This window comes from Mesorhizobium sophorae, assembly GCF_002270415.1.
Lineage (GTDB): Bacteria > Pseudomonadota > Alphaproteobacteria > Rhizobiales > Rhizobiaceae > Mesorhizobium > Mesorhizobium sophorae.
Genome location: NZ_NNRI01000012.1, coordinates 178,824 through 200,521, shown reverse-complemented (window position 1 = coordinate 200,521; position 21,698 = coordinate 178,824). Strand labels below are relative to the sequence as shown.

General features: G+C 62.4%; 23 protein-coding genes. 14 read left to right on the top strand and 9 right to left on the bottom strand.

The window, feature by feature from the left end:
• Positions 1–21 precede the first annotated feature (21 nt).
• The 4 genes from CGZ66_RS18230 to CGZ66_RS18215 all read left to right on the top strand — a co-directional run bounded on the left by CGZ66_RS18230 (position 22) and on the right by CGZ66_RS18215 (position 3,984).
• Positions 22–1,209, top strand: a complete 1,188-nt coding sequence (locus tag CGZ66_RS18230) for an amino acid ABC transporter permease (protein ID WP_095086160.1) — start codon at positions 22–24, stop codon at positions 1,207–1,209.
• Positions 1,210–1,213: 4 nt separating this feature from the next.
• A complete protein-coding gene (locus CGZ66_RS18225; protein ID WP_095086157.1) occupies positions 1,214–2,371 on the top strand; it encodes an amino acid ABC transporter permease in 1,158 nt (385 codons plus the stop codon).
• Positions 2,372–2,450: 79 nt separating this feature from the next.
• Positions 2,451–3,200: an amino acid ABC transporter ATP-binding protein gene (locus tag CGZ66_RS18220; protein ID WP_184872215.1), complete on the top strand. Its 750-nt coding sequence runs from the start codon at positions 2,451–2,453 to the stop codon at positions 3,198–3,200.
• Between the two features lie 115 nt (positions 3,201–3,315).
• Positions 3,316–3,984, top strand: coding sequence for a TIGR02117 family protein (locus tag CGZ66_RS18215; RefSeq protein ID WP_095086143.1), 669 nt, complete (start codon positions 3,316–3,318; stop codon positions 3,982–3,984).
• A gap of 40 nt (positions 3,985–4,024) precedes the next feature.
• Here the strand turns inward: CGZ66_RS18215 and CGZ66_RS18210 are convergent, their stop codons facing one another.
• On the bottom strand, positions 4,025–5,263 hold the full coding sequence (locus CGZ66_RS18210) for an FAD-dependent monooxygenase (protein WP_095086140.1): 1,239 nt from the start codon (positions 5,261–5,263) through the stop codon (positions 4,025–4,027).
• Positions 5,264–5,282: 19 nt separating this feature from the next.
• On the bottom strand, positions 5,283–5,528 hold the full coding sequence (locus CGZ66_RS18205; protein ID WP_095086137.1) for a zinc-finger domain-containing protein: 246 nt from the start codon (positions 5,526–5,528) through the stop codon (positions 5,283–5,285).
• Between the two features lie 238 nt (positions 5,529–5,766).
• Between CGZ66_RS18205 and CGZ66_RS18200 the strand changes: the two genes are divergently transcribed.
• Both CGZ66_RS18200 and ppx read left to right on the top strand, forming a co-directional pair.
• The gene (locus CGZ66_RS18200; RefSeq protein WP_095086134.1) at positions 5,767–7,968 is read left to right on the top strand and encodes an RNA degradosome polyphosphate kinase; all 2,202 of its coding nucleotides are present in this window, start codon (positions 5,767–5,769) and stop codon (positions 7,966–7,968) included.
• Complete coding sequence (ppx, locus tag CGZ66_RS18195; protein ID WP_095086131.1) at positions 7,968–9,503, top strand: exopolyphosphatase; 1,536 nt, start codon at positions 7,968–7,970, stop codon at positions 9,501–9,503. Before CGZ66_RS18200 ends, ppx begins: the two co-directional genes overlap by 1 nt.
• Before the next feature lie 3 nt (positions 9,504–9,506).
• Here ppx and CGZ66_RS18190 read toward each other — a convergent pair whose 3' ends face one another.
• The 5 genes from CGZ66_RS18190 to betI form a co-directional block, all read right to left on the bottom strand.
• Positions 9,507–9,911, bottom strand: coding sequence for a DoxX family protein (locus tag CGZ66_RS18190; RefSeq protein WP_095086735.1), 405 nt, complete (start codon positions 9,909–9,911; stop codon positions 9,507–9,509).
• 160 nt (positions 9,912–10,071) lie between these two features.
• Entirely contained in the window at positions 10,072–10,491 is a 420-nt protein-coding gene (locus tag CGZ66_RS18185) for a DoxX family protein (protein ID WP_095086128.1), read from the bottom strand.
• A gap of 180 nt (positions 10,492–10,671) precedes the next feature.
• Positions 10,672–12,069 carry a class II fumarate hydratase gene (fumC, locus tag CGZ66_RS18180; RefSeq protein WP_095086732.1) on the bottom strand — a complete coding sequence of 466 codons (1,398 nt, stop codon included), beginning with the start codon at positions 12,067–12,069 and terminating at the stop codon, positions 10,672–10,674.
• Between the two features lie 51 nt (positions 12,070–12,120).
• Positions 12,121–12,954 carry an SDR family NAD(P)-dependent oxidoreductase gene (locus CGZ66_RS41750; protein ID WP_245331138.1) on the bottom strand — a complete coding sequence of 278 codons (834 nt, stop codon included), beginning with the start codon at positions 12,952–12,954 and terminating at the stop codon, positions 12,121–12,123.
• A gap of 143 nt (positions 12,955–13,097) precedes the next feature.
• Positions 13,098–13,736: a choline-binding transcriptional repressor BetI gene (betI, locus tag CGZ66_RS18170; RefSeq protein ID WP_095086126.1), complete on the bottom strand. Its 639-nt coding sequence runs from the start codon at positions 13,734–13,736 to the stop codon at positions 13,098–13,100.
• An 83-nt stretch (positions 13,737–13,819) separates the two neighbouring features.
• Here betI and choX point away from each other — a divergent pair, with 83 nt between their 5' ends.
• Positions 13,820–14,758, top strand: coding sequence for a choline ABC transporter substrate-binding protein (gene choX / locus CGZ66_RS18165; protein ID WP_095086123.1), 939 nt, complete (start codon positions 13,820–13,822; stop codon positions 14,756–14,758).
• Positions 14,755–15,594, top strand: a complete 840-nt coding sequence (locus CGZ66_RS18160) for an alpha/beta fold hydrolase (protein ID WP_095086119.1) — start codon at positions 14,755–14,757, stop codon at positions 15,592–15,594. The genes choX and CGZ66_RS18160 overlap by 4 nt, the downstream gene beginning before the upstream one ends.
• A gap of 76 nt (positions 15,595–15,670) precedes the next feature.
• Here the strand turns inward: CGZ66_RS18160 and CGZ66_RS18155 are convergent, their stop codons facing one another.
• Positions 15,671–16,450, bottom strand: coding sequence for an NIPSNAP family protein (locus tag CGZ66_RS18155; protein WP_095086115.1), 780 nt, complete (start codon positions 16,448–16,450; stop codon positions 15,671–15,673).
• Between the two features lie 150 nt (positions 16,451–16,600).
• Here CGZ66_RS18155 and CGZ66_RS18150 point away from each other — a divergent pair, with 150 nt between their 5' ends.
• Positions 16,601–17,155 (top strand): TetR/AcrR family transcriptional regulator, encoded by a 555-nt coding sequence (locus CGZ66_RS18150; RefSeq protein WP_167392157.1) that lies wholly within the window; start codon positions 16,601–16,603, stop codon positions 17,153–17,155.
• Positions 17,156–17,258: 103 nt separating this feature from the next.
• Positions 17,259–18,392, top strand: a complete 1,134-nt coding sequence (locus tag CGZ66_RS18145) for a metallophosphoesterase (protein WP_095086112.1) — start codon at positions 17,259–17,261, stop codon at positions 18,390–18,392.
• Positions 18,393–18,445: 53 nt separating this feature from the next.
• On the opposite strand, the gene CGZ66_RS18140 is transcribed toward CGZ66_RS18145, so the two are convergent.
• Positions 18,446–18,634, bottom strand: coding sequence for a CsbD family protein (locus tag CGZ66_RS18140; protein WP_167392156.1), 189 nt, complete (start codon positions 18,632–18,634; stop codon positions 18,446–18,448).
• 187 nt (positions 18,635–18,821) lie between these two features.
• Here CGZ66_RS18140 and CGZ66_RS18135 point away from each other — a divergent pair, with 187 nt between their 5' ends.
• The 4 genes from CGZ66_RS18135 (at position 18,822) to CGZ66_RS18120 (ending at position 21,398) form a co-directional block, all read left to right on the top strand.
• Complete coding sequence (locus CGZ66_RS18135; RefSeq protein ID WP_095086105.1) at positions 18,822–19,481, top strand: glutathione S-transferase family protein; 660 nt, start codon at positions 18,822–18,824, stop codon at positions 19,479–19,481.
• Positions 19,482–19,693: 212 nt separating this feature from the next.
• Positions 19,694–20,014: an ArsR/SmtB family transcription factor gene (locus tag CGZ66_RS18130; RefSeq protein WP_095086102.1), complete on the top strand. Its 321-nt coding sequence runs from the start codon at positions 19,694–19,696 to the stop codon at positions 20,012–20,014.
• On the top strand, positions 20,011–20,793 hold the full coding sequence (locus tag CGZ66_RS18125) for an SRPBCC domain-containing protein (RefSeq protein ID WP_245331137.1): 783 nt from the start codon (positions 20,011–20,013) through the stop codon (positions 20,791–20,793). The genes CGZ66_RS18130 and CGZ66_RS18125 overlap by 4 nt, the downstream gene beginning before the upstream one ends.
• A gap of 395 nt (positions 20,794–21,188) precedes the next feature.
• On the top strand, positions 21,189–21,398 hold the full coding sequence (locus tag CGZ66_RS18120; protein WP_010915421.1) for a cold-shock protein: 210 nt from the start codon (positions 21,189–21,191) through the stop codon (positions 21,396–21,398).
• Positions 21,399–21,698: the final 300 nt, after the last annotated feature.

The window sequence follows — 21,698 nt, the reverse complement described above, 5'->3', positions numbered from 1 at the left end:
TCTCTTTCAGGGGACGGTCGAATGGCATCGCAGGAAGTTCTTCGCGAGGAGCCAAGTCGCGCTTCTCTCATAAATGATCCAAAAGTCCGCAGCATTTTCTATCAATGCCTGGTCGTCGCCTTGCTGGTGTCTGGTGTCTGGTGGATCGTTCACAACACGATCGTGAACCTGACGAACCTGCATATTGCCTCCGGCTTCGCCTTTCTGAGAGGCCGCGCCGGCTTCGACATTTCCGATACGGCGATCGCCTATACGTCGGACTCCACCTATGGCCGGGCCATCATCGTCGGCTTGATCAACACGCTGATCGTCGCGTTTGTCGGCATCATCACCGCCACCATCATTGGTTTCATTGTCGGCATCGGCCGGCTGTCGCAGAACTGGCTGATCCAGAAGATCTGCACGGTCTATGTCGAGGTCTTCCGCAACATCCCGCCGCTGCTGGTCATCTTCTTCTGGTATTCCGGCGTGCTGGCCGTGCTGCCGGCGCCGCGCGATAGCATCAACCTGCCGTTCGGATCCTTCCTCAACCAGCGCGGCTTCTATTTTCCGCGCGCCGTATGGGGTGACGGCTCCTGGCTGATCCCGGTGGGGCTGCTTGTCGGCATCGCCATGGCGTGGTTCGTCGCCCGCAAGGCGCACCAGCGGCAGATGGCGACCGGGCAGCAATTCCCGGTGTTCTGGACGTCGCTGGCGCTGATCATCGGGCTTCCGCTGCTTGCTTATGTGCTGAGCGGCTTCCCAGTAACCTTTGATTTTCCGAAGCAATCGACCTTCAACCTGACTGGCGGCTTCGTCGTCAAGCCGGAATTCCTGTCACTCTATCTAGCGCTGTCCTTCTATACCGCCGCCTTCATCGCCGAGATCGTGCGCGCCGGTATTCGCGGTGTTGCCAAGGGCCAGAGCGAGGCCTCGTCAGCCCTTGGCCTGCGTGCCGGCCAGGCGTTGCGGCTGGTGGTTGTGCCGCAGGCCATGCGCATCGTCATTCCGCCGCTGGCCAGCCAGTATCTCAATCTGACCAAGAATTCCTCACTCGCCATCGCCATCGGCTATCCCGACCTGACGGCAACCACCGGCACGGTGCTCAACCAGACCGGCCAAGCGGTCGAATGCGTGGTCATCATGATGGTGATCTATCTGGCCATCAGCCTTCTGACCTCGCTATTCATGAACTGGTTCAACGCCAAAATGGCGCTGGTGGAGAGGTAAGGACATGCAAGAACATGATATGTCCTGGGTTCGCACCGAAATGGCACTGGCGCAGCCGGCGCCGGCCGGCGTCACAGGCTTCAGCGCCTGGGTGCGCAAGAACCTGATTGCGTCGACGGGCGACACCATTTTGACCATCATCGGTTTCGCGCTGGTGGCGATGATCCTGCCGCAGATCATCAACTGGGCCTTCATCAACGCCGTGTGGACGGGACCTAATCGGACCGTGTGCGCCACGGTGGCGCAGGGCGGTATCCAGCCGGATGGCTGGTCCGGTGCCTGCTGGGCCTTCGTCAACGCCAAGTTCGGCCAGATCATGTTCGGCACCTATCCGGTCGAGGAGCGCTGGCGGCCGATCCTGGTTGGCATATTGCTGGTCGTGCTCATGGTGCCGATGTTGATGCCAAGCGTGCCGCGCAAGGGTCTCAACGCCCTGCTGCTGATCGTCGGTCTCCCGATTGTGTCGTTCTTCCTGCTGGTCGGTGGCGCGTTCGGTCTGGAACATGTCGAAACGGCGCGCTGGGGCGGCTTGCTGGTGACGCTGTCGCTGTCTTTCGTGGCCATTGTCGTGTCGTTGCCGCTTGGCATCGTGCTGGCGCTTGGCCGTCGCTCCAAAATGCCGATCGTAAAGATGCTGTGCGTCATCTTCATCGAAGCCGTACGCGGCATTCCGCTGATCACCGTTCTGTTCATGGCCAGCGTCATGCTGCCGCTGTTCCTGCCGCCGGGCGTCACCTTCGACAAGTATCTGCGTGCGCTGATCGGCGTGTCGCTGTTTGCCGCCGCTTATATGGCTGAAGTGGTGCGCGGCGGCCTGCAGGCGATCCCCAAGGGTCAGTATGAAGGCGCCGATTCGCTTGGCCTTGGCTATTGGCAGAAGATGTATTTCATCGTCATGCCGCAGGCACTGAAGCTGGTCATCCCGGGCATCGTCAACACCTTCATCGGCATGTTCAAGGACACCAGCCTGGTCACGATTATTTCGATGTTCGACCTGCTCGGCATAGTCAAGCAGAACTTCTCCGACGCCAACTGGGCGACGGCGCAGACCGCCAAGTCGGGTCTGATCTTCGCCGCCTTTGTCTTCTGGCTGTTCTGCTTCGGCATGTCGCGCTATTCAATGTACACTGAACGCCGACTCGACACCGGCCACAAACGCTAAACAAAAAGAACAAGGGGATCCTGTCATGACAACCGAAAATGCTGTCAGCGCGGAAGAGATCAAGGTCAACGCCGCCAAGATGCACATCTCCGACACTGATGTCGCCATCGACATCGTCGCCATGCACAAATGGTATGGTGAGTTCCATGTGCTGAAGGACATCAACCTGAGAGTGATGCGCGGCGAGCGCATCGTCATCTGCGGCCCGTCGGGCTCCGGCAAATCGACGATGATCCGCTGCATCAACCGTCTGGAAGAGCACCAGAAGGGCAAGATCATCGTCGACGGTAAGGAACTGACCAACGATCTGAAGAAGATCGACGAGGTGCGCCGCGAGGTCGGCATGGTGTTCCAGCACTTCAACCTGTTCCCGCATCTGACAATCCTGGAGAACTGCACGCTGGCGCCGATCTGGGTGCGCAAGACGCCGAAGAAGCAGGCCGAGGAAATCGCCATGCATTTCCTCAAGCGCGTCAAGATCCCGGAACAGGCCAACAAATATCCCGGCCAGCTGTCCGGTGGCCAGCAGCAGCGCGTGGCGATCGCCCGTTCGCTGTGCATGAACCCGCGCATCATGCTGTTCGACGAGCCGACCTCGGCGCTCGATCCGGAAATGATCAAGGAAGTGCTGGAGACGATGGTCGGCCTTGCCGAGGAAGGCATGACCATGCTGTGCGTCACGCACGAAATGGGCTTTGCCCGCAAGGTCGCCAACCGCGTGATCTTCATGGACCAGGGCCAGATCGTCGAGCAGAACACGCCGGCCGAGTTCTTCGACCATCCGCGCCACGAGCGCACAAAGTTGTTCCTGTCGCAGATCCTGCACTAGGCTTTCGACAACCAGGAAGAGCCCGGCTGAAACAGTGCCGGGCTCTTTTGCGTATGGATGAGTAGGAGGCGGGCGGTCTGTGTCGCGCCGGGGTGCGTTTGCAAGGCCGCCATTCATGAAAAAGCTGGGACGTTTTCTAGGCCTGCCGTTGATCGTCGTTGCGTTCGCTGTGACGCTGGGCACTCTCGTGCCGCGGCCGCTGTGGCCGCCGGCTGCCGCCAATCCCGCCAACACGCGCCATATCCTGGTGCTGAACAACCCGATCCACACCGACATCGCCATCCCGGTCGACGACAGCGTGCGCCAGCGGTTCCATTTCCTGGTCGACGCCGGCATCCCAGCCGATGGTCTGGAAGTTCGCTACGTCGTCTTCGGCTGGGGCGGTCGCGCCTTCTACCTGGAGACGCCGACGTGGTCCGAACTCAAGGCCGTCCCGGTGATGAAGGCACTGACCCTCGACGCGTCGGTCATGCATGTCGATGTTGCTGGCGCCATAGTCGAACCGCATCCGGATGTCGCCGGCTTCGACATCGGCGAGGAGCGTTTTGCAGCACTGCTCGATTTCATCGATGCGAGTTTCCAGCGGGGGCCGCAAGGGCCGCTTCTTGTTCCGGACGCGGCCTATTCCAGCTTTGACCGCTTCTATGAAGCCAACGGCCATTTCAACGCGCTGGTCGGCTGCAACACCTGGACCGCGGCGGCCTTGCGCACCGCCGGCTTGCGCACCGGCTGGTGGAACCCGCTGCCGGCTTCGCTCGGTCTGTCGCTGCGGCTTTACAATTAGCACCGCTCCACGGGTTGGCATCCGGGCTATGCCCCAGCTTTCAGCGCCGGATGATTTTCTGCGGCTGCCAGCCATAAAGCCAGTCCAGATCGGCGGCGAGTTTTTCAGACGAGCGCATTTTCAGGAACAGATTGCGTGCGATGGAGACTGGACCCGCGGCATGCCAGGCGAGGCGGTTGAGGGCGCCGCGACGGGCGACCCTGGCAACGCGCGGCCGCCGCAGGTTCTCCCAGATTTGAAGACCTTGTGCCGGATCGCCGGGCAAGTCGGCAACGACATCCGCAAGCATCGCCGCATCTTCGATCGCCATGGCGGCACCTTGCGCCGCGAACGGCGTCATCGCATGCGCCGCATCGCCGATCAGCGCCATGCGGTCGTTTGTCCAAGGCAGTTTGCTCTCCACCGTATGGATCGGCCACGCCGTCCATGGGCCAGCTGCCTCGATCAGACGGGCAAGTGCTGCTGCCGTACCGTGCATGGCACCGGTCAAGATCCTGGTGTCGGCATTGCCCGACCAACCCTCGGCAATGCGTTCGCCCCGGGTGAAGGCGACAAGATTGAAGGCAGCACCTTTGCTTACGGGATAGGCGACCAGGTGGAAGCCGGGATGCAGGAAGGTGGTGACGCAATTGGTGGCGCCGATCGCGGCAAAGGCTTGTCCGGCAGCGCTGTCGGCGGGAATGGTGGCACGCCAGGCCAGTTCGCCCGAAAAGTGACTTCTCGGCGAGGCCGCCCCATGGGTTGTGTCGACAAGTCCGCGCACCGATGACCAGACGCCATCGGCGCCGACCAGCAGCAAGCCCTCGGCCTCGACGGTCTCGCCGTCCATCTCGGCAGCTACTGTGACGCCATGGCTGCCCTTGGTAACGCCGCTGACATGTGCTCCGGGAGAAAGAACAATGTTCGGCATCTCGGCAACGCGCGCAGTCAGTGCACTCTGCAGGTCAGCCCTGTGCGCAACGAGATAGGGTGCCTGCCAGCGGGCTTCGGCGGCTTGTCCCAGCGGCACGCGTGCCAGTTCGCGCAACGTCGCGGCGTCCTTCAACACCACCGCTTCCGGCCGCACCGCTGCCGGCAGCAGCCGGTCGAGCGCGCCGAGCTGGCGAAGAATGCGTGTCGCGTTGGGAGAAAGCTGGACGCCGGCGCCAGCCGCTTCCAGGCGCTGCGCCTGTTCGAACACCTGCACGCGGTAGCCGCGTTCGGCGAACGCCAGCGCGGCGGTCAGCCCGGCGACACCCGCCCCGGCGATGACGATTTGCCGGGACCGCGTGTTGTCCATCGGGCTTGCCGCGAAGGAATCAGGCGGCCTGGTCGATGTAGATACAGCCTGCCGGCAGCGTTTCTGTCGCCTTCAGCTTGGACGAATAGCGGTAGAGCGTCGAGCAATAGGGGCAGACCTTTTCGTTGTCGTCGCCCATGTCGAGAAACACATGCGGGTGGTCGAAAGGCGGGTTGGCGCCCGTGCACATGAATTCCTTGACGCCGATGTCGATCGCCGGGTGGCCCGCATCGTTCTGGAAATGGGGAATGGAACCGCCTGCCATCGTCGTCGTCTCCTTAACGCAGTCTCTTCTGCATCTGGATCATAACCGGCCTCTTTGCAAGTTCGATGAAATCAAACTGTCGCAAAAGCCTGTCAGAGGATAAGTTAAGCCGGTTAAGGCATGACCCCGAAAACGGAATCGGGTTACGGAGAGGGTCAGGCCTCGCTTCAGGTCACCTGCGGCGCATCCGGGAAGGTTGTGTCGCTCGGCGGCGGAGCATGCGGGAAGAGCAGGGAAAATGAACGAACTGAAGCCGGTGCAGAGCGAATTCGTGAATGTCGAGGTGGCTCGCCCGGAGGGCGGCAACCCGGATCGCTTTGTCAACCGGGAGTTTTCCTGGCTGCAGTTCAACCGGCGCGTTCTCGAGGAGTCGCTGAACCTCAATCATCCGCTGCTGGAGCGCGTCCGTTTCCTGTCGATCTCGGCGGCCAACCTCGACGAGTTCTTCATGGTCCGCGTCGCTGGTCTTGCCGGCCAGGTGCGCGAGGGCATCACGCTGAAGAGCCCTGACGGCCGCACCCCCGAACAGCAGCTCGAGCAGTTGCTGCGGGAGGTCGAACGGCTGCAGGAAGACCAGCAGAAGAGCCTTTCGGCACTCATCGTGCTGCTCAACAAGGAAGGCATCGAGAGCATCACCCGTGATGCACTGACCAAGGACGAAAAGATCTGGCTGGAAGACCATTTCCAGGAGCAGGTGTTTCCGGTGCTGACGCCGCTGTCGATCGACCCGGCGCATCCGTTCCCGTTCATCCCCAATCTCGGTTTCTCGATGGCGCTGCAATTGCGCCACCGCAAGAACGGCGAAGAGATGAGCGCGCTTCTGCGCCTGCCTGTGGCGCTGAAGCGCTTCATCCGTTTGCCGGACCGCAAGCACCATGTCCGTTTCATCCCGCTGGAAGAGGCAGTCGGCCTCTATATCGGCAAGCTGTTCCCAGGCTATGAGGTCAAGGGCTCCGGCACGTTCCGCATCATCCGCGACAGTGATATCGAGGTCGAGGAGGAGTCCGAGGATCTGGTGCGCCTGTTCGAGACGGCGCTGAAGCGCCGCCGCCGCGGGTCGGTGATCCGCATCGAATTCGACGTATTGATGCCGGCCGAACTGCGCGACTTCGTTGCCGGCGAGCTAGGCGTATCGTCGAGCCGCATCAGCGTTCTGACCGGTCCGCTGGCGCTCAGCCAGATTTCCGAGATCGTCGCCGTCCCGCGCGACGACCTCAAGTTCACGCCCTACAATCCGCGCTTTCCCGAGCGCATCCGCGAGCACGGCGGCGACTGCTTCGCCGCCATCCGCGAGAAGGACATCGTCGTCCATCACCCCTACGAATCCTTCGATGTGGTGGTGCAGTTCCTGCGCCAGGCGATGGCCGATCCCGAAGTGGTGGCGATCAAGCAGACGCTTTACCGCACTTCCAACGACAGCCCGATCGTGCGCGCACTGGTCGATGCGGCGGAGGCCGGCAAGTCGGTGACGGCGCTGGTCGAGCTCAAGGCGCGTTTCGATGAGGAAGCCAACATCCGCTGGGCGCGCGACCTGGAGCGCGCCGGTGTGCAGGTCGTGTTCGGCTTCCTCGAGTTGAAAACCCATGCGAAAATGTCGCTGGTGGTGCGGCGCGAGGACGGCAAGCTGCGCAACTATGTGCATCTCGGCACCGGCAACTACCACCCGGTCACCGCGCGCATCTACACCGATCTGTCTTTCTTCACCACCGATCCCACGATTGCCCGCGATGTCGCCCAGCTCTTCAATTTCATCACCGGCTATGCCGAGCCGACGGATGAAATGCGGTTGGCGATCTCGCCGTTCACGCTGAGAAGCCGCATCTTGAAGCATATTGCCGACGAGATTGCTCATGCGGTGGAGGGGAGGCCAGCGCGCATCTGGATGAAGATGAACGCGCTTGTCGATCCGATCATCATCGATGCGCTCTATGACGCCAGCCGTGCCGGCGTCGAGATCGACCTCGTCGTGCGCGGTATCTGCTGCCTGCGGCCGCAGGTCCCGGGCCTGTCGGAAAATATCAGGGTGAAGTCGATCGTCGGCCGTTTTCTGGAACACAGCCGCATCTATTGCTTCGGCAATGGTCATGGGCTGCCATCGGACGAGGCGATCGTCTACATCTCTTCGGCCGACCTGATGCCGCGCAATCTCGACCGCCGCGTCGAGACCATGGTGCCGATCACCAATCCAACTGTGCATGAACAGATCCTGGGCCAGATCATGCTGGGCAACATCATGGACAATCAGCAAAGTTTCGACGTATTGGCTGATGGAACCTCCCGGCGCGTCGTGCTGGAGGAGGGCGAGGAACCGTTCAACGCGCAGGAATATTTCATGACCAATCCGAGCCTGTCGGGACGGGGTGACGCGCTGAAGTCGCACGCGCCCAAGCGCATCGCGCAGTTCAAGCGCCGCAAGAAGAACGCCGCAGCGTCCACCTGATGCTGTCTGATTCCCAGGGCCGGTTGCAGGACCGCCGACCGCTATCCATCATCGACATCGGGTCGAATTCGATCCGTCTCGTCGTCTATGAGGGGCTGGCGCGCTCGCCGACCATGCTGTTCAACGAAAAGATGCTGGCCGGCCTCGGCCGCGGCATCGTTTCCACCGGCAAGCTCGACCCCGAGGCGGTGACCCGCTCGATGGAGGAATTCCGCCGCTTTCGCGCGCTCTCCGACCAGGCTGGCGCCGAGCATATGTATGTTCTGGCCACCGCCGCGGCGCGCGAGGCGATCAACGGTCCCGATTTCATCCACCGTGCCGAGGATGTGCTCAAGACCGAGATCCGGGTGATCAGTGGCCGGCAGGAAGCCTATTATTCGGCGCTCGGCGTCATTTCGGGCTTCCATCCGGCCAATGGCATCGCCGGCGATCTGGGTGGCGGCAGTCTCGAACTGGTCGACGTCAACGGCGAGGCGATCGGCGACGGCATAACGCTGCCGCTTGGCGGCTTGCGCCTGCAGGACATGGCGAAGAACTCGCTGACCCAGGCGGCCAAGATCACGCGTGACGAACTGTCGAGGGCCAAGCTGTTGAAAGGCGGGCAGGGCAGGCCCTTCTACGCGGTCGGCGGCACCTGGCGAAATCTCGCCCGGCTGCACATGGAAATGACAAATTATCCGCTCGGCGTCATGCACCATTACGAGATCAGCGCCGACAGTGCGACGAACTTCCTCAAGCAGGTGGCCAAGGCCGAGATCGAGAAGGTCAAGGGCATCGAAGGCGTTTCGAAGAACCGCCGTTCGCTGCTGCCTTATGGCGCCATCGTGTTGCAGGAGATCATGGCGGCGATGCAGCCGTCGAAGGTCATCGTGTCGGCGCTCGGCGTGCGCGAGGGCTTTCTCTATTCGCTGCTCGACGAGGCCGAGCAGAAGGCCGATCCATTGATTTCGGCGTCGGAGGAACTCGCCCGGCTGCGCTCACGCTCCGTCACCCATGCGCATGAACTTGTCGATTGGACCGCCAGGACCTTTGCCGCCTTCGGCATCGACGAGACCGAGGACGAGGCGCGCTATCGCCACGCCGCCGCATTGCTGGCCGATATCGGCTGGCGCGCGCATCCCGAATATCGCGGCAAGCAGTCGCTCAACATTATCGCGCACGCGTCCTTCTTCGGCGTCGACCATCCCGGCCGTGCCTTCCTGGCACTGGCCAACGCCTATCGTCACGACGGCATCTTCAACGAAGCCATCGCGCCCGAGATCAAGGCGCTGGCTTCGCCGCGTTACCTGGAGCGGGCACGCGTGCTGGCGGCGATGATGCGCGTCGTCTACCTGCTCACGGCATCGATGCCTGGCATCATGCCCCGGCTGAAATGGGAACAGCGCGGCAACGGCGTGCTGGCTCTGGTGCTGCCTGCATCTCTGGCCGACCTCTATGGCGAACGGCCGGCCGGCCGCCTGGCGCAACTGGCAAGGATAACCAACCGTCGGCTGGTGCTGGCCGTCGAGGGCGGCCCGAGCGTTTCGGTGAAGTAGGCCTTACGCCGAACGCCGCCCGTCGGTCGACCAGGCACCTGCGCCGGCCATCGCCAGCGCCAGGAAGCCGCCTGATATGGCGATGTCCTTCATCAGCATCTGCGAATGCAGGAAGGCGAGCATCGCGTCGTCGCCGCCCTGGCCGTAATGGCCGATGAAACCAGCGACAATGCAGAATGCGGCGAGCAGCAGTGCGGTGATCCGGGTCTGGAAGCCGGCCAGGATGAGCAACCCGGCAATCAGTTCGAACAAGCCGGTACCCCACGCGGCGAGCGTCGGCAGCGGTACGCCAAGGCTGGCGAAATAGCCTGTCGTGCCGACAATGTCGGAGAGCGCGTGGAAGCCGGAGGGTACGAACAAGGCGGCAAGCAGCAGCCGGGAAAGCAGAAGCAGTGCGTTACGAGGCATGCTGTCGTCTCCGATGTCGATCGAGCAGGGGCGGCTGAGACCGTTCCCCATCCCGACGCCACGATCCTAGCAGGAACTGGTTCGCTGGGATGCATGGACAGACAACGAAAGAGGGGCGCGGAAAATTCCGCGCCCCTCTTTTCTCTGATTGCTTCTGGCTTCAGCCGCGCTTGGCATCAACCGAGTAGGCGCCGGCACCCGAGGTGGCCAGCACGATGAAGCCGCCGGCAATCCCCAGATTCTTGAGGAAGTTGATCATCTGCATCTGATCGGCCCAGCCGGTGTGGGCGACCAGCGCTGTGGCGACGGTGAAGATAGCGAGCACCCAGGCGGCAATCCGGGTCTGGAAGCCGACAAGGATGGCGGCTCCGCCGAGAAGCTCGATCAGGCCGACGATGATGGCCGTCGCGGTCGGTACGGGCAGGCCAAGGCTGCCGAAATAACCGGCTGTGCCGGCGATCGCGGTGAGCTTGCCGAAACCTGAAAGCAGGAAGATGGCGGCAAGCAGGACGCGACCGAGGAGGATGGTGGCTGAGGCATTGGAAGCGCCGGAACCGGCGACTGAAGTGTTGATGGACATGGTGGCTCTCTCTGGGAAGGGTTCAATGCAACCCAGATAGAGCAAGCTGACTGTTCACCAAAGCCGCCAGATTGGCGACACATTGTTCACAGTACTTACGTTTCCGTGATCGGGCGGCTTACGCAAAATTCGCGTCGAGTGAGGTCGTGATACGAGTAAATTCTCCCGTCGCCAAATGTCTTACCCGGGGTGCGTCATGTCCTCCGGCCGCACCAGCCGGTCGTAGTCGGCTTCGCTGACCAACCCGGTGGCCAGCGCTTCCTCGCGCAAGGTGGTGCCCTTCTTGTGCGCGGTCTTGGCGATCTTGGCGGCATTGTCGTAGCCGATGGTCGGCGCCAGTGCCGTCACCAGCATCAGCGAGCGGTCGAGTGCCGCCTTGATGTTGTCTTCGCGCGCCTCGATCCCGACGACGCAATTGTCGGTGAAGGAGACCGAAGCGTCGCAGAGCAACTGCACCGACTGCAGGAAGTTGTAGGCCATCAGCGGGTTGTAGACGTTGAGCTCGAAATGGCCCTGGCTGCCGGCGAAGGTGAGCGCGGCATTGTTGCCGAACACCTGCACGCAGACCTGGGTCATTGCCTCGCACTGGGTCGGATTGACCTTACCCGGCATGATCGACGAGCCCGGCTCGTTCTCCGGCAGCGATAGTTCGCCGAGGCCCGAACGCGGGCCGGAACCGAGGAAGCGGATGTCGTTGGCGATCTTGAACAGGGCGGCGGCGCAGGCGTTGATGGCGCCGTGCGAGAACACCATGGAATCGTGGGCGGCCAGCGCCTCGAACTTGTTCGGCGCGGTGACGAAGGCGATGCCGGTGATGGCGGCGATGCGGTCCGCTACCCTCTCGGCGAAGCCGACGGGCGCATTGAGCCCGGTGCCGACGGCGGTGCCGCCCTGCGCCAACTCCTGCAGGCCGGGCAGCGTCAGCTCGATGCGCTTGATCGACGAAGCGACCTGCGCGGCATAGCCCGAAAATTCCTGGCCGAGGGTGAGGGGGGTTGCATCCTGCGTGTGCGTGCGGCCGATCTTGATGATGTGGGCGAAAGCCCGGCTCTTGGCGTCCAGGGCTTTGTGCAGGTGCTTCAGCGCCGGCAACAGGTCGTGCACGATGCGCTCGGCGCACGCGATGTGCATGGCGGTCGGATAGGTGTCGTTCGACGACTGGCTCATATTGACGTGGTCGTTGGGATGCACGGGCTTCTTCGAGCCCATGACGCCGCCCAGCATCTCGATCGCCCGGTTGGAGATCACTTCGTTGGCGTTCATGTTGGACTGCGTGCCCGAGCCGGTCTGCCAGACGACCAGTGGGAAATGGTCGTTGAGCTTGCCGTCGATAACCTCTTGCGCTGCCTCGACGATGACCTTGCCGATCGCCGGATCGAGCCGCTTCAGTTCCATGTTGGCTTCCGCCGCGGCCCGCTTGACGATGCCGAGCGCGCGCACGATCGACGCCGGCTGCTTCTCCCAACCTATCTTGAAATTCGCGAGCGAACGCTGGGCCTGGGCCCCCCAATAACGATCGGCGGCGACTTCGATGGGGCCGAACGTGTCGGTTTCGGTTCTGGTCTTTGCAGCGGTCACGGGTCTCTCCTTGTCGAAGTCGGCAACGGGTATCGCGTTGCACAAACGGCTTCAAGCGGAGATTGCGGGCAGGACGGATGCAAATCGGTTGAAGCGCTTGCCCCTCGATGGGAGAGCCGGGACGCTTACCCGGCCGTGTAGCCGCCGTCGATCGCAAAGACGCCGCCGCTGGTCCAGGCGGCCTCGTCGCTGGCGAGATAGACCGCGATGCCGGCCAGATCGTCGGGGCGGCCGATGCGGCCAAGCGGATAGCTCCGCTCGACATAGGCCGTCAGCTCCGCCTTTGCCTCGGCCGGCAGGTAGTCGACCGTGCTGCGCCGCATGGCGGTGTCGACTTGTGCCGGGCGCGATGGCATTGACGCGGATGCCGCGCGGCCCGAGTTCGAAGGCCAGCGATTTGGTCAGCGAGTTCACCGCGCCCTTCGACAGGGAATAGAGGCTCGACGGCCGCCTCGGGATCATCTTGTTGGCGAAATAGGACGAGATGTTGATCACCGACGCGCCTGCTGCCAGATGCGGCAGCAGAGCCTGGGTGAGAAAGAACACCGCCGTTACATTGAGCGCGAAGGATTGCTGGAACTGCTCCTCGCTGACGGTCTCGACAGGCACCAACAAAGCCACCCCGGCATTGTTGACGAGGATATCGAGCGGCCGACCGGAATTTTTCACGTACCCGGCCACGCCTTCGATGCCGACGCTGGTGGCAAGATCGGCCGACAGCGTCTCGACATTGCCGCCGAGGTGCTTGGCCGCGGCGTCGAGCTTTTTGGTGTCACGGCCGACGATCAGGACGTCCGCACCTTCACGCGAAAAGGCCTCGGCGATCGCAAGGCCGATGCCGTCCGATCCGCCGGTAACCAGCGCGCGCTTGTTATGAAGTCTCATAGGACGCTCCGAGGCAGCTTTGGCCACCGCGAGAGCACCGCATATAAGCGACCGCGGTCAAGCCAACGGCCTATCCCAAGGTATGAACTTCGACCGCTGGCATTCCCGCGTGGAACAGCCGGCCCATCGTGCCCAGTGTCGATTTAGGCGCCGTCGATCACGGGTTCCCGAATGGCGAGCCGTCCCGCGACATAATTCTTGACCTGGCGGACCGCCTGTTCGCGCGAGACGCTGCCCGGCTGCAGGCCGAGCCGCAGCCAAAGCCCGTCGATCAGCGCTGTGACGCCAAGCGCAATGTCGTCGGCATCCGCCGGCGAGGCAAGGCCGCGCAGGCCGGACAACAGGTTCGAGCGCATACGCGCGTGGATCACCCTCTGGATACGCGCCATCTTCTCGTCGCGCGGCACCTCGGCGCAGAGCGAAAGCCAGGCATGGCACAGAGGCGGCTGAAAAAGATGCGGTTCGAAATTACCCTCGATCACGGCATCCATGCGCTCCATCGGGGTGATCGCCCGGCGAAGGCGCGCAATCACCGCCTGGCACAGGACGGCGTTGGCTTCGCGCATCGCGTGCTCGAACAATTCCTGCTTGTTGCGGAAATAGTGCAGCACGATTCCCTTCGAGGCGCCGGCCTGGGCCGCCACCTTTTCCAGCGTCGCGCCGGCAATGCCTTCGCGCTCCAGCACCGCGAACGCCGCCTGCCGCAGTTCCTTGCGGCGTATCTCGCTGAGACGCTTGAGTTTCACCGGATCGATCCATGCATTGCGATTCCACATTGACATTTTCGTCCGCGCAGATCAACTATTGACCAATGGGACAATAAAAAGACCAATTGGTCAATTTTCGAAAAATGAGGAGAACCGAAATGTTCCGCATCCTTGCGAATGGCGTCTGTCTCGCTGCCCTGGCGTTGGCTTGTTCTGCGGCCGAAGCGGCCGAGGCCGAACAGTGCAGGGCGGTCCGTATGGCCGAACCCGGCTGGAACGATCTGGCCTTCACCACCGGCGTTGCCAATGTCCTGCTGGGTGCACTCGGCTACCAGCCACAGAGTTCGGTGCTGGGCATCAACGTCATCTATGAAGGCATGAAAAACAACGATCTCGACCTGTTCCTCGGCTATTGGAACCCGGCCATGGTCACCTATTACGAACCCTACAAGAAGGATGGCTCGGTCGAAGACGTGCGCGTCAATCTGGAAGGCGCCAAATACACCTTCGCCGTGCCGACCTACGTCTGGGACGCCGGCGTCAAGGACTTTGCCGACCTGCACAAGTTCGCCGACAAGTTCGGCAAGAAAATGTACGGCATCGAGCCCGGCTCGAACCAGCTGATGATGGACGCCATTGCCGATCCCTCGCTTGGCCTAGACGGCTGGCAGGTCGTCGAGTCGAGCGAAGCCGGCATGCTGTCGGAGGTCGGCTATGAGATCAAGGAAAAGCAGTTCATCGTCTTCCAGGGCTGGGCGCCGCATCCGATGAACACGATGTACGATTTCAAATATCTCACCGGCGGCGACAAATTTTATGGCCCCAACCTCGGCGCCGCGACGGTGACCACGCAAGTGCGCAAGGGCTATCTGCAACAGTGCCCGAATGCCGGGCAATTATTGAAAAACCTCACCTTTGACATCGATTTCGAGAATGTCGGCATGGGCTACCTGATCAATGACGGCATGAAGCCGGAAGAGGCGGGGCTGAAGGCTATCAAGCTGAACAAGGATCGTCTGGACACCTGGCTTGCCGGGGTCACCACATTCGACGGCAAGCCCGGCCTTGCCGCGCTCAAGGAAAAGCTTGGCCTGTGAGACCGGCAGCATTTGATGCCTTTCCGAATGGCTGGGCGGAACAGGACGGCTGGGCTGGCCGCAAGAAATTCGTCAATAGCGGCGATCTCGACATTGCCTATGTCGAGGTCGCCGGCGCCGAGCCGGCGCTGCTGTTGGTGCACGGCTTCACTGACACAAGCCGCAGCTTTTCGCTACTGACGCCGCATCTGGCCGGACGTCGGCTGATCATGCCGGATCTGCGCGGCCACGGCGGGTCGCAAACTGGCGAAGGTTGCCGCATCGCCGATTTCGCAAGTGACATTGCCGGATTGATCGTCCACTTGCGACTTGACCGGCCGGTGCTCGTCGGCCATTCGCTAGGCGCTATGGTGGCTATCGCATTGGCTGCGCGGCATAACGAGCTCATCGGCGGGCTGGTGTTGTTGGCCGGCACATTGAAGCCCGACCTGGCGCAGAACCATCCACTGGTCATGGGCGTTCAGGCTCTGCGCGACCCGATATCGCCGGTCGACCCGTTCTATGCCTGGTGGCATGCCTGCCGGCCTGGCGTGCCCGAGCCCTTCCTCGCAGGCCTGGCGAAAGACGCCTCGGAGATGCCGGCATCACGCTGGCAAGCGACCCTGAAGGAAATTCGCCGCACCGATCTGAGTGACCTGGCGCGAGCCGTGCAGGCTCGAACGCTGATCATCGCCGGCGAGCACGACCCGCTGTTCGGCGAGGCGCATCAGCGGGCGCTGTTGGATGCCCTTGTTGGGGCAAGCCTCGTGCACGCCGAGGAGTGTGGCCACAATCCTCATTGGGAGGATCCGGCCTTTGTTGCCAACGCCATCGGTAAGAGTTTCGGGTTCGATTAGCGCCCGAACAATGCGCGTGCCGGTGGCACGTTCTGCCGGGCTTAGGCACCATCACTATCCCTGATCAAGCGGACCGTTACCCAAGCCGCGAACGCGAGGTCGGGGACAGACGTAAAGTCTCGGTTGGTCTGGTTAGATCTTGCCGGACCGCTTGCCAAAACGCCTGCGATGCAGCCGAACCGGCCAGCGTGGCCTCGTGGCGGGCGTGTGTTTGCGGGCTGTCAAATCCCATGACGCTGATGAAGACGTCTTCGCTGGCCCGTACCGGCAGGCGCGAAAAGCTGTTTTCGGTATGCTCGGTAACGAACGTGGCGAGCACGCGCGCGCCGGGTGCGGTCATCAGCGGCGCCATTTCGGTCTCGAAGCGACTGGCAAAAATGCCCTCGGCGCCTGGCCGCAAATGATGAATCCGGATCACAACAATGGCCGACAGGGGCTTGTTCCGGCTTGATTTTTTGTCGGCGGTCAAGCCTGCCCGCAGTGTGCCCGAGAGGTCGAAACCGGCGCCTGGCCATGCCGGCTTGAGCAGCAACACATCGTCGGAATCGATCATTGTCGCGTTGGCCGCATTGCTATGCGCCGCCCAGACCGGCCCGCCATAAAAGGCGGTTAAGGCATCCCTGCGCGCGTCCATGCCGTCGAAGCCGCGCATCCAGACGAACATGTCCGGACGATCGAGATCCCGGAACTGGCCGATGATGGTCATCCCGGCATCCTCCTGGCCCTCGATCAGTCTGCCGTCGAAGATGTCGATGAGCGTGTCACGCTTGCCGGGCTTCAGCGTGTATTGCCGCAGCTCGACCACAGGCGAGGCGAGCGCCGCGGGTTGCGGCGTGGCATTCAGGGGCAGGTTCATCCGTCAGTCTCCAAAAAACAGGGTGATCGTCCTGTTTATAAACAGACCGGTTGTCCTGTTTTGTCAACATGCTATTGTTCGGCAATGTCAGCAGAGATCAGAACGCGACCGAGGCTTCGGTCGCGAAAACGCATCAACGACCCCGAAGGCATGCGCAACAAGGTGCTCGATGTCGCGGAGGCGGCGTTTCAGGCGCGCGGCTATCATGCCTCCAGCCTCGGCGACCTGATGGCGGCGGCAGGTGTCAGCGGCGGCGCGCTGCATCACCATTTCCCGACCAAGAAGGCGCTGGCGCTGGCGGTGATCGACGAGCGTGTGGCGGCAGCGGTCGAAGCGACATGGATCGCGCCGGTGCGGGCGGCGGCCTCGGCACGCGAGGGTGTGCGCGCGGTGTTCGAGGCCGTGGCGGCGGATTTGGAACAACAGGGTTTCGTGCGCGGCTGCCCGCTCAACAATCTGGCGCATGAACTGTCGCTCGCCGATCCCGATTTCCGGACGGCACTTGCCCGCATCTTTTCGGCATGGCGCCAGGCGATCGCCGACAAGGTCAGGACCGACCAGCATGCGGGCAGGGAGCAAGGCACCGACCCGAAGCGCTTTGCAGCACTTGCCGTGGCCACCTATTCCGGCGCCATGTCGATGGCCAAGGCGGCGCAGGATGCGGGTGTTCTGCGCGACTGCCTGCCGGCGCTGGGTGAGGCCTAGGAAATGATCCCGAAACGTGATCGAGCTTGCTCATTCACGCTGCTATCGCGATGCCGCGCGTTGAACTGGACGGCCGGCCGCTCTCCATGCTGAAATTCACCTCATGATGAATCGCCGCTCGCCTGGTTTGTTTTCTCGACGCAGCTTTCTGGCCCAGGCCGCGGGATTTGCCGCGGCCGGCGTGATGTCGTGCCCGGCACGCAGCCAGACCGGGCAGCGCGTCCAGCCGATCGACGCCACCTTCCTGTTCATCGCAGATGTCCATGCCTGTCACATGGCGAGCGGCTTGAGCCCCAACTGCCTGAAGGAAGGCAAGACCGACGCCGCGCTGCTGCGCAACATCGCCGCGCTGAACGCCCTCGGCGACAAGGATTGGCCGGCCGAGATCAACGGCGTCGCCACCGGTCTGCGTTCCGCCGGTAGCCGTATCGGCACGCCGCTTGGCCTCGTCGTCGGCGGCGACATCACCGACGATGGCGGCGGCCAGATCACCCAGCCGAGCGAGGGCACCCAACTGCTCCAGTTCAGCCAGCGCTACCAGCAAGGTGTCGGTTCCGATCGCGTGCACGTGCCGGTCTATGTCGGGCTCGGCAACCACGATCTCGACCAGAACGGCCCGCCGCATCATGTCGACTGGTACCGGCGCGAAATGCGCGACTATGTCGAGGTCAATCACCGCGCCGGCGTGTTCTTCAAGCCGCCGGTGCCGGCCACCGACTACGACGTCGACACCGATTGTTATTCCTGGGACTGGGGCGGCCTGCATCTTGTTCAGACGCATCGCTTCGCCGGCGACACCGGCCACGGCGCCGACAGCGGCCTGCCATGGCTGAAGCAGGATCTGGCCACCTACGCTGCGGATGGCCGCCCGGTCATCCTGTTCCAGCACTATGGCTGGGACACCTTCTCGATAGAACGGTGGGATGCCGCCAAAAGGACGTATGACGATGGCGGTGCCGGCGCGCCGCACTGGTGGAGCGAGGCCGACCGGCAGGCCCTGCTGGCGGCGCTGAAGGGCTACAATGTCGTCGCCATTTTCCACGGCCACAAGCACGACACACCGCTGATCTACCGCGGCGACGGGCTCGACCTCATCAAGCCGAAGGCTGCCTATATGGGTGGCTTCGCGCTGGCCAGGGTGACTAGCGACGCCATGGACGTAGTACTGGGCGAGGCGACCGGTGATCATGGCGAGGTCGCCTTCACCAACGCCTTCAGCAAGGACTGGAGCACATGAAAAAGGCGGCCCTGGCGGCCGCCTTTCCCAGGCAAAGCGATACCCGATGGGGATCAGAGCGCCTTCTTGACCTTGTCCTTCACGTCGCCATAGGCCTTCTGCACCTTGCCGGCGATCTTGTCGGCCGTGCCTTCGGCCTGGGTCTGCCTGTTGCCGGTCGCCTTGCCGGCAGCTTCCTTGACCGAGCCCTTGACCTGCTTGGCCATGCCCGCGACCTGATCCTTGTTCACCATTTTCCGCATCTCCTGGGAGTTTGAATTCGGGGAATTCGTCCGCGGAGGCTAACGAGCCGGCGTCGGTTAGGTTCCAAGCTTCCCCAGCCGCGGATCAAAGTTACGCAACCGCTTTCGGCGGTAAGGCTGGCAGGCTAGGCTGCGATGTCGCGCAGGCCAAAAGGACGTCGGGACAACCGTGCGCGCGGGGAGAAAAATGGCTGAATTCACACTCTATATCGGCAACAAGTGCTTCTCCTCATGGTCGCTTCGGCCCTGGGTGGCGATGAAGCATCTGGAGATTCCCTTCGAGGAAGGGTTCGTGCGGCTGCGCACGCCCGAGACCGCTGCCAATCTCGGCAAGATTTCGCCGACCGGGCTGGTGCCGGTCTTGAATCACAATGGCAGGATCATCTGGGAAACTCTTGCCATCCTTGAATATCTTGCCGACCTGTTTCCCGAGAAAAATCTCTGGCCGGCCGATATCGGCGCCCGCGCGCTGGCGCGCTCCGTGGCGACCGAAATGCATTCCGGTTTTCGCGAGGTCCGCTATGGCTGGCCGATGAATTTGCGTCGCCCGAAAGGCCACAAGCCTCTCGACGCTGAGGGCGAGGCGCAGCGGGAGCGCATCGAGGCCCTGTGGCGCGAGTGCCGGGAAGGACACGGCAAGGGCGGCCCGTTCCTGTTCGGCCATTTCACCGCGGCCGACGCCATGTATGCGCCGATCGTCACCCGCTTCGACACCTATGGCGGCACGCTGGCGCCAGATATCAGAACCTATGTCGATGCGGTGCTTTCCACGCCTGCAATGCGTCACTGGTACGCGGAAGCCGCCAAGGAAACCTGGCCCGAGCCCGATCCGCACGAACAGGACTGATCTGGCATGCGGCTTCGAGCCTCGTAGCCGCAAATATGGTTTCAGGCGATGCGGCTGAGGGGCGCCTGTCTGTCCCTCGCGGATGTCGGCGGCGACGCCAGGCGTGTCTGGCTTGGAGTGAGGCAGGCTCCAAACCCGTCCGGAATCGGCCGCGAGCCGGAATTGACCGGAACGGCTATTCGGCATAATACGTAAACGAATGGATACGTATTATGCCGCAGGCTGACCCCGACCGTTCCGTTTTCCGCGCAATTGCCGATCCGACGCGGCGCGCGATCCTCGACCGCTTGCGGCAGGGACCAGCGCCGGTCAACGAACTTGCCTCGGCCTTCTCGCAGAGCCGGCCAGCGATCTCCAAGCATCTCAGGGTCCTGCGCGAATTGCGGGTCGTCTCCGAACAGAAGTATGGCCGCGAGCGGCTCTACCGGCTGGAGCCGGCTGAGTTGAAGGACGTGGCCGACTGGATCTTGCCCTATCGCGATTTCTGGCAAGCGAGCCTAGGCAACCTGAAATCCTACCTGGAGAATGAATGATGGCCAACAACGACAGACCGCGCGCCATCGCCGATGTGTCGGCGGGCACGATTCTCGCCACCGTGACGATCGCGGTGCCGCCCGAGCGAGTGTTTCGCGCGTTGACGGCGGACGACCAGATACCGCTCTGGTGGGGGGCGGACGAACTTTACCGGACGACGAAACACACCGCCGACTTGCGGCCGGGCGGGGCGTGGCGATCAGAAGGCAAGGGGGCCGACGGCCAGGACTTTCATGTCCAGGGCGAGTATCTCAAGGTCGAGCCGCCGCACCTTCTGGTGTTGACGTGGAAAGCGCCATGGGACGGCGACAACGTCACCACCGTGACCTACATGCTCGAGGCGGTGGGTGCCGGAACGCGGCTGACCTTACGCCATGAAGGGTTTGGCGTCCGTCAAGGCGCATGCCGCGATCACGGCTCCGGCTGGGAGCGCGTGCTCGGCTGGCTGACCACTTTCCTCACCGATGAAGCCGGCAGCAAGCCGCAAGGCGTGTTCCACTGCCGGCTGATCCCGCCCCGGCCCGACTTTGCCTTCACCCTGACCGATGCAGAAAAAACACTGATGAAGCAGCACTCGGACTATCTGCGCGGCAAATGGGGTGAGGGGGGTGTCATCCTGTTTGGGCCGGTCGCAGATCCTGCCGGTCCCTGGGGGCTCGGTATCGTGCGTGCCGTCGATGAGGCGGCCGTCCGGGCGCTGACCGAGGCGGACCCGACGGTTCGTTCCGGGTTGGGCTTTCGATACGAGATCCTGCCGATGATGACCGCCGTTATGTGAGGGCAAAAACAAAAACGCCCCTCGCGCCTTTTATCGCGCGGGAGGCGTCTTTTGCCGTCAACCTTTCCTTCGATTGCTCTCATGAACTGCTGACGACACAGCTAAAATGCACCGGCGCCGATCTGGTTCCCGGCGGGTTGCGGTTTTTTGGAGCGGCGGCGTTTCGTTTCCTTCTCGCCGGACAACTTTGCGCCTGATCTCGATGGCGGCTAAACCAGAAATTGACAAGGCGCAAAAAGAAGCCTACAAGAATTTCGTCGATATTTGTTTGACCGACTTTTGTTATCCGCGCACGCATGCGCGCCTTTGACGAACTTCCCCATCAAAAATCGAGACAAAAATCGTTGTGCATTCGCACCGCGATTAACGAATATTTGCCATGGAAAGGGTTCGTCATGAGCACCGGCACAGTTAAATGGTTCAACGCCACCAAGGGTTTTGGTTTTATTCAGCCTGACGACGGCTCGGCCGACGTTTTTGTCCACATCTCGGCCGTAGAGCGCGCCGGCATGCGCGACATCGTCGAGGGCCAGAAGCTCGGCTACGAGATGGTCCGCGACAACAAGTCGGGCAAGATGTCCGCCGACCAGTTGAAGGCGGCCTGAAAACAGAATTCAGCCTTCCCGGTGACCACGGATGTACTGGCACCGGTGAATGGCGAATTCGGGCGCTTGGCCGCGGAGACTTGAGTTTCTACGGCATGCGCATGTGAAGGGCGTTGCCTTGCATCCCTGGTGCATCCTTCTGGATGTCACCTGTGCATCCTTCTGGATGTCATTGGATGCGCGGCGCTCTCATGGGGGAGGTCAGGCGGTGCCTGGCCTTTTTCATTTTGCGCGTCTTGCCGCCGAAAGTGCACTGCGCGTCGGCCTGAACGTGCTAAGGGACGCTCCAGCAATTTGAAT

Excerpts from the sequence above, each read along its gene's own strand:
- CGZ66_RS18230 (WP_095086160.1), top strand. The coding sequence starts at position 22 with ATGGCATCGCAGGAAGTTCTTCGCGAGGAGCCAAGTCGCGCTTCTCTC.
- CGZ66_RS18225 (WP_095086157.1), top strand. The coding sequence starts at position 1,214 with ATGCAAGAACATGATATGTCCTGGGTTCGCACCGAAATGGCACTGGCG.
- CGZ66_RS18220 (WP_184872215.1), top strand. The coding sequence starts at position 2,451 with ATGCACATCTCCGACACTGATGTCGCCATCGACATCGTCGCCATGCAC.
- CGZ66_RS18215 (WP_095086143.1), top strand. The coding sequence starts at position 3,316 with ATGAAAAAGCTGGGACGTTTTCTAGGCCTGCCGTTGATCGTCGTTGCG.
- CGZ66_RS18210 (WP_095086140.1), bottom strand. The coding sequence starts at position 5,263 with ATGGACAACACGCGGTCCCGGCAAATCGTCATCGCCGGGGCGGGTGTC.
- CGZ66_RS18205 (WP_095086137.1), bottom strand. The coding sequence starts at position 5,528 with ATGGCAGGCGGTTCCATTCCCCATTTCCAGAACGATGCGGGCCACCCG.
- CGZ66_RS18200 (WP_095086134.1), top strand. The coding sequence starts at position 5,767 with ATGAACGAACTGAAGCCGGTGCAGAGCGAATTCGTGAATGTCGAGGTG.
- ppx (WP_095086131.1), top strand. The coding sequence starts at position 7,968 with ATGCTGTCTGATTCCCAGGGCCGGTTGCAGGACCGCCGACCGCTATCC.
- CGZ66_RS18190 (WP_095086735.1), bottom strand. The coding sequence starts at position 9,911 with ATGCCTCGTAACGCACTGCTTCTGCTTTCCCGGCTGCTGCTTGCCGCC.
- CGZ66_RS18185 (WP_095086128.1), bottom strand. The coding sequence starts at position 10,491 with ATGTCCATCAACACTTCAGTCGCCGGTTCCGGCGCTTCCAATGCCTCA.
- CGZ66_RS41750 (WP_245331138.1), bottom strand. The coding sequence starts at position 12,954 with ATGAGACTTCATAACAAGCGCGCGCTGGTTACCGGCGGATCGGACGGC.
- betI (WP_095086126.1), bottom strand. The coding sequence starts at position 13,736 with ATGTCAATGTGGAATCGCAATGCATGGATCGATCCGGTGAAACTCAAG.
- choX (WP_095086123.1), top strand. The coding sequence starts at position 13,820 with ATGTTCCGCATCCTTGCGAATGGCGTCTGTCTCGCTGCCCTGGCGTTG.
- CGZ66_RS18155 (WP_095086115.1), bottom strand. The coding sequence starts at position 16,450 with ATGAACCTGCCCCTGAATGCCACGCCGCAACCCGCGGCGCTCGCCTCG.
- CGZ66_RS18150 (WP_167392157.1), top strand. The coding sequence starts at position 16,601 with ATGCGCAACAAGGTGCTCGATGTCGCGGAGGCGGCGTTTCAGGCGCGC.
- CGZ66_RS18145 (WP_095086112.1), top strand. The coding sequence starts at position 17,259 with ATGATGAATCGCCGCTCGCCTGGTTTGTTTTCTCGACGCAGCTTTCTG.
- CGZ66_RS18140 (WP_167392156.1), bottom strand. The coding sequence starts at position 18,634 with ATGCGGAAAATGGTGAACAAGGATCAGGTCGCGGGCATGGCCAAGCAG.
- CGZ66_RS18135 (WP_095086105.1), top strand. The coding sequence starts at position 18,822 with ATGGCTGAATTCACACTCTATATCGGCAACAAGTGCTTCTCCTCATGG.
- CGZ66_RS18130 (WP_095086102.1), top strand. The coding sequence starts at position 19,694 with ATGCCGCAGGCTGACCCCGACCGTTCCGTTTTCCGCGCAATTGCCGAT.
- CGZ66_RS18125 (WP_245331137.1), top strand. The coding sequence starts at position 20,011 with ATGATGGCCAACAACGACAGACCGCGCGCCATCGCCGATGTGTCGGCG.
- CGZ66_RS18120 (WP_010915421.1), top strand. The coding sequence starts at position 21,189 with ATGAGCACCGGCACAGTTAAATGGTTCAACGCCACCAAGGGTTTTGGT.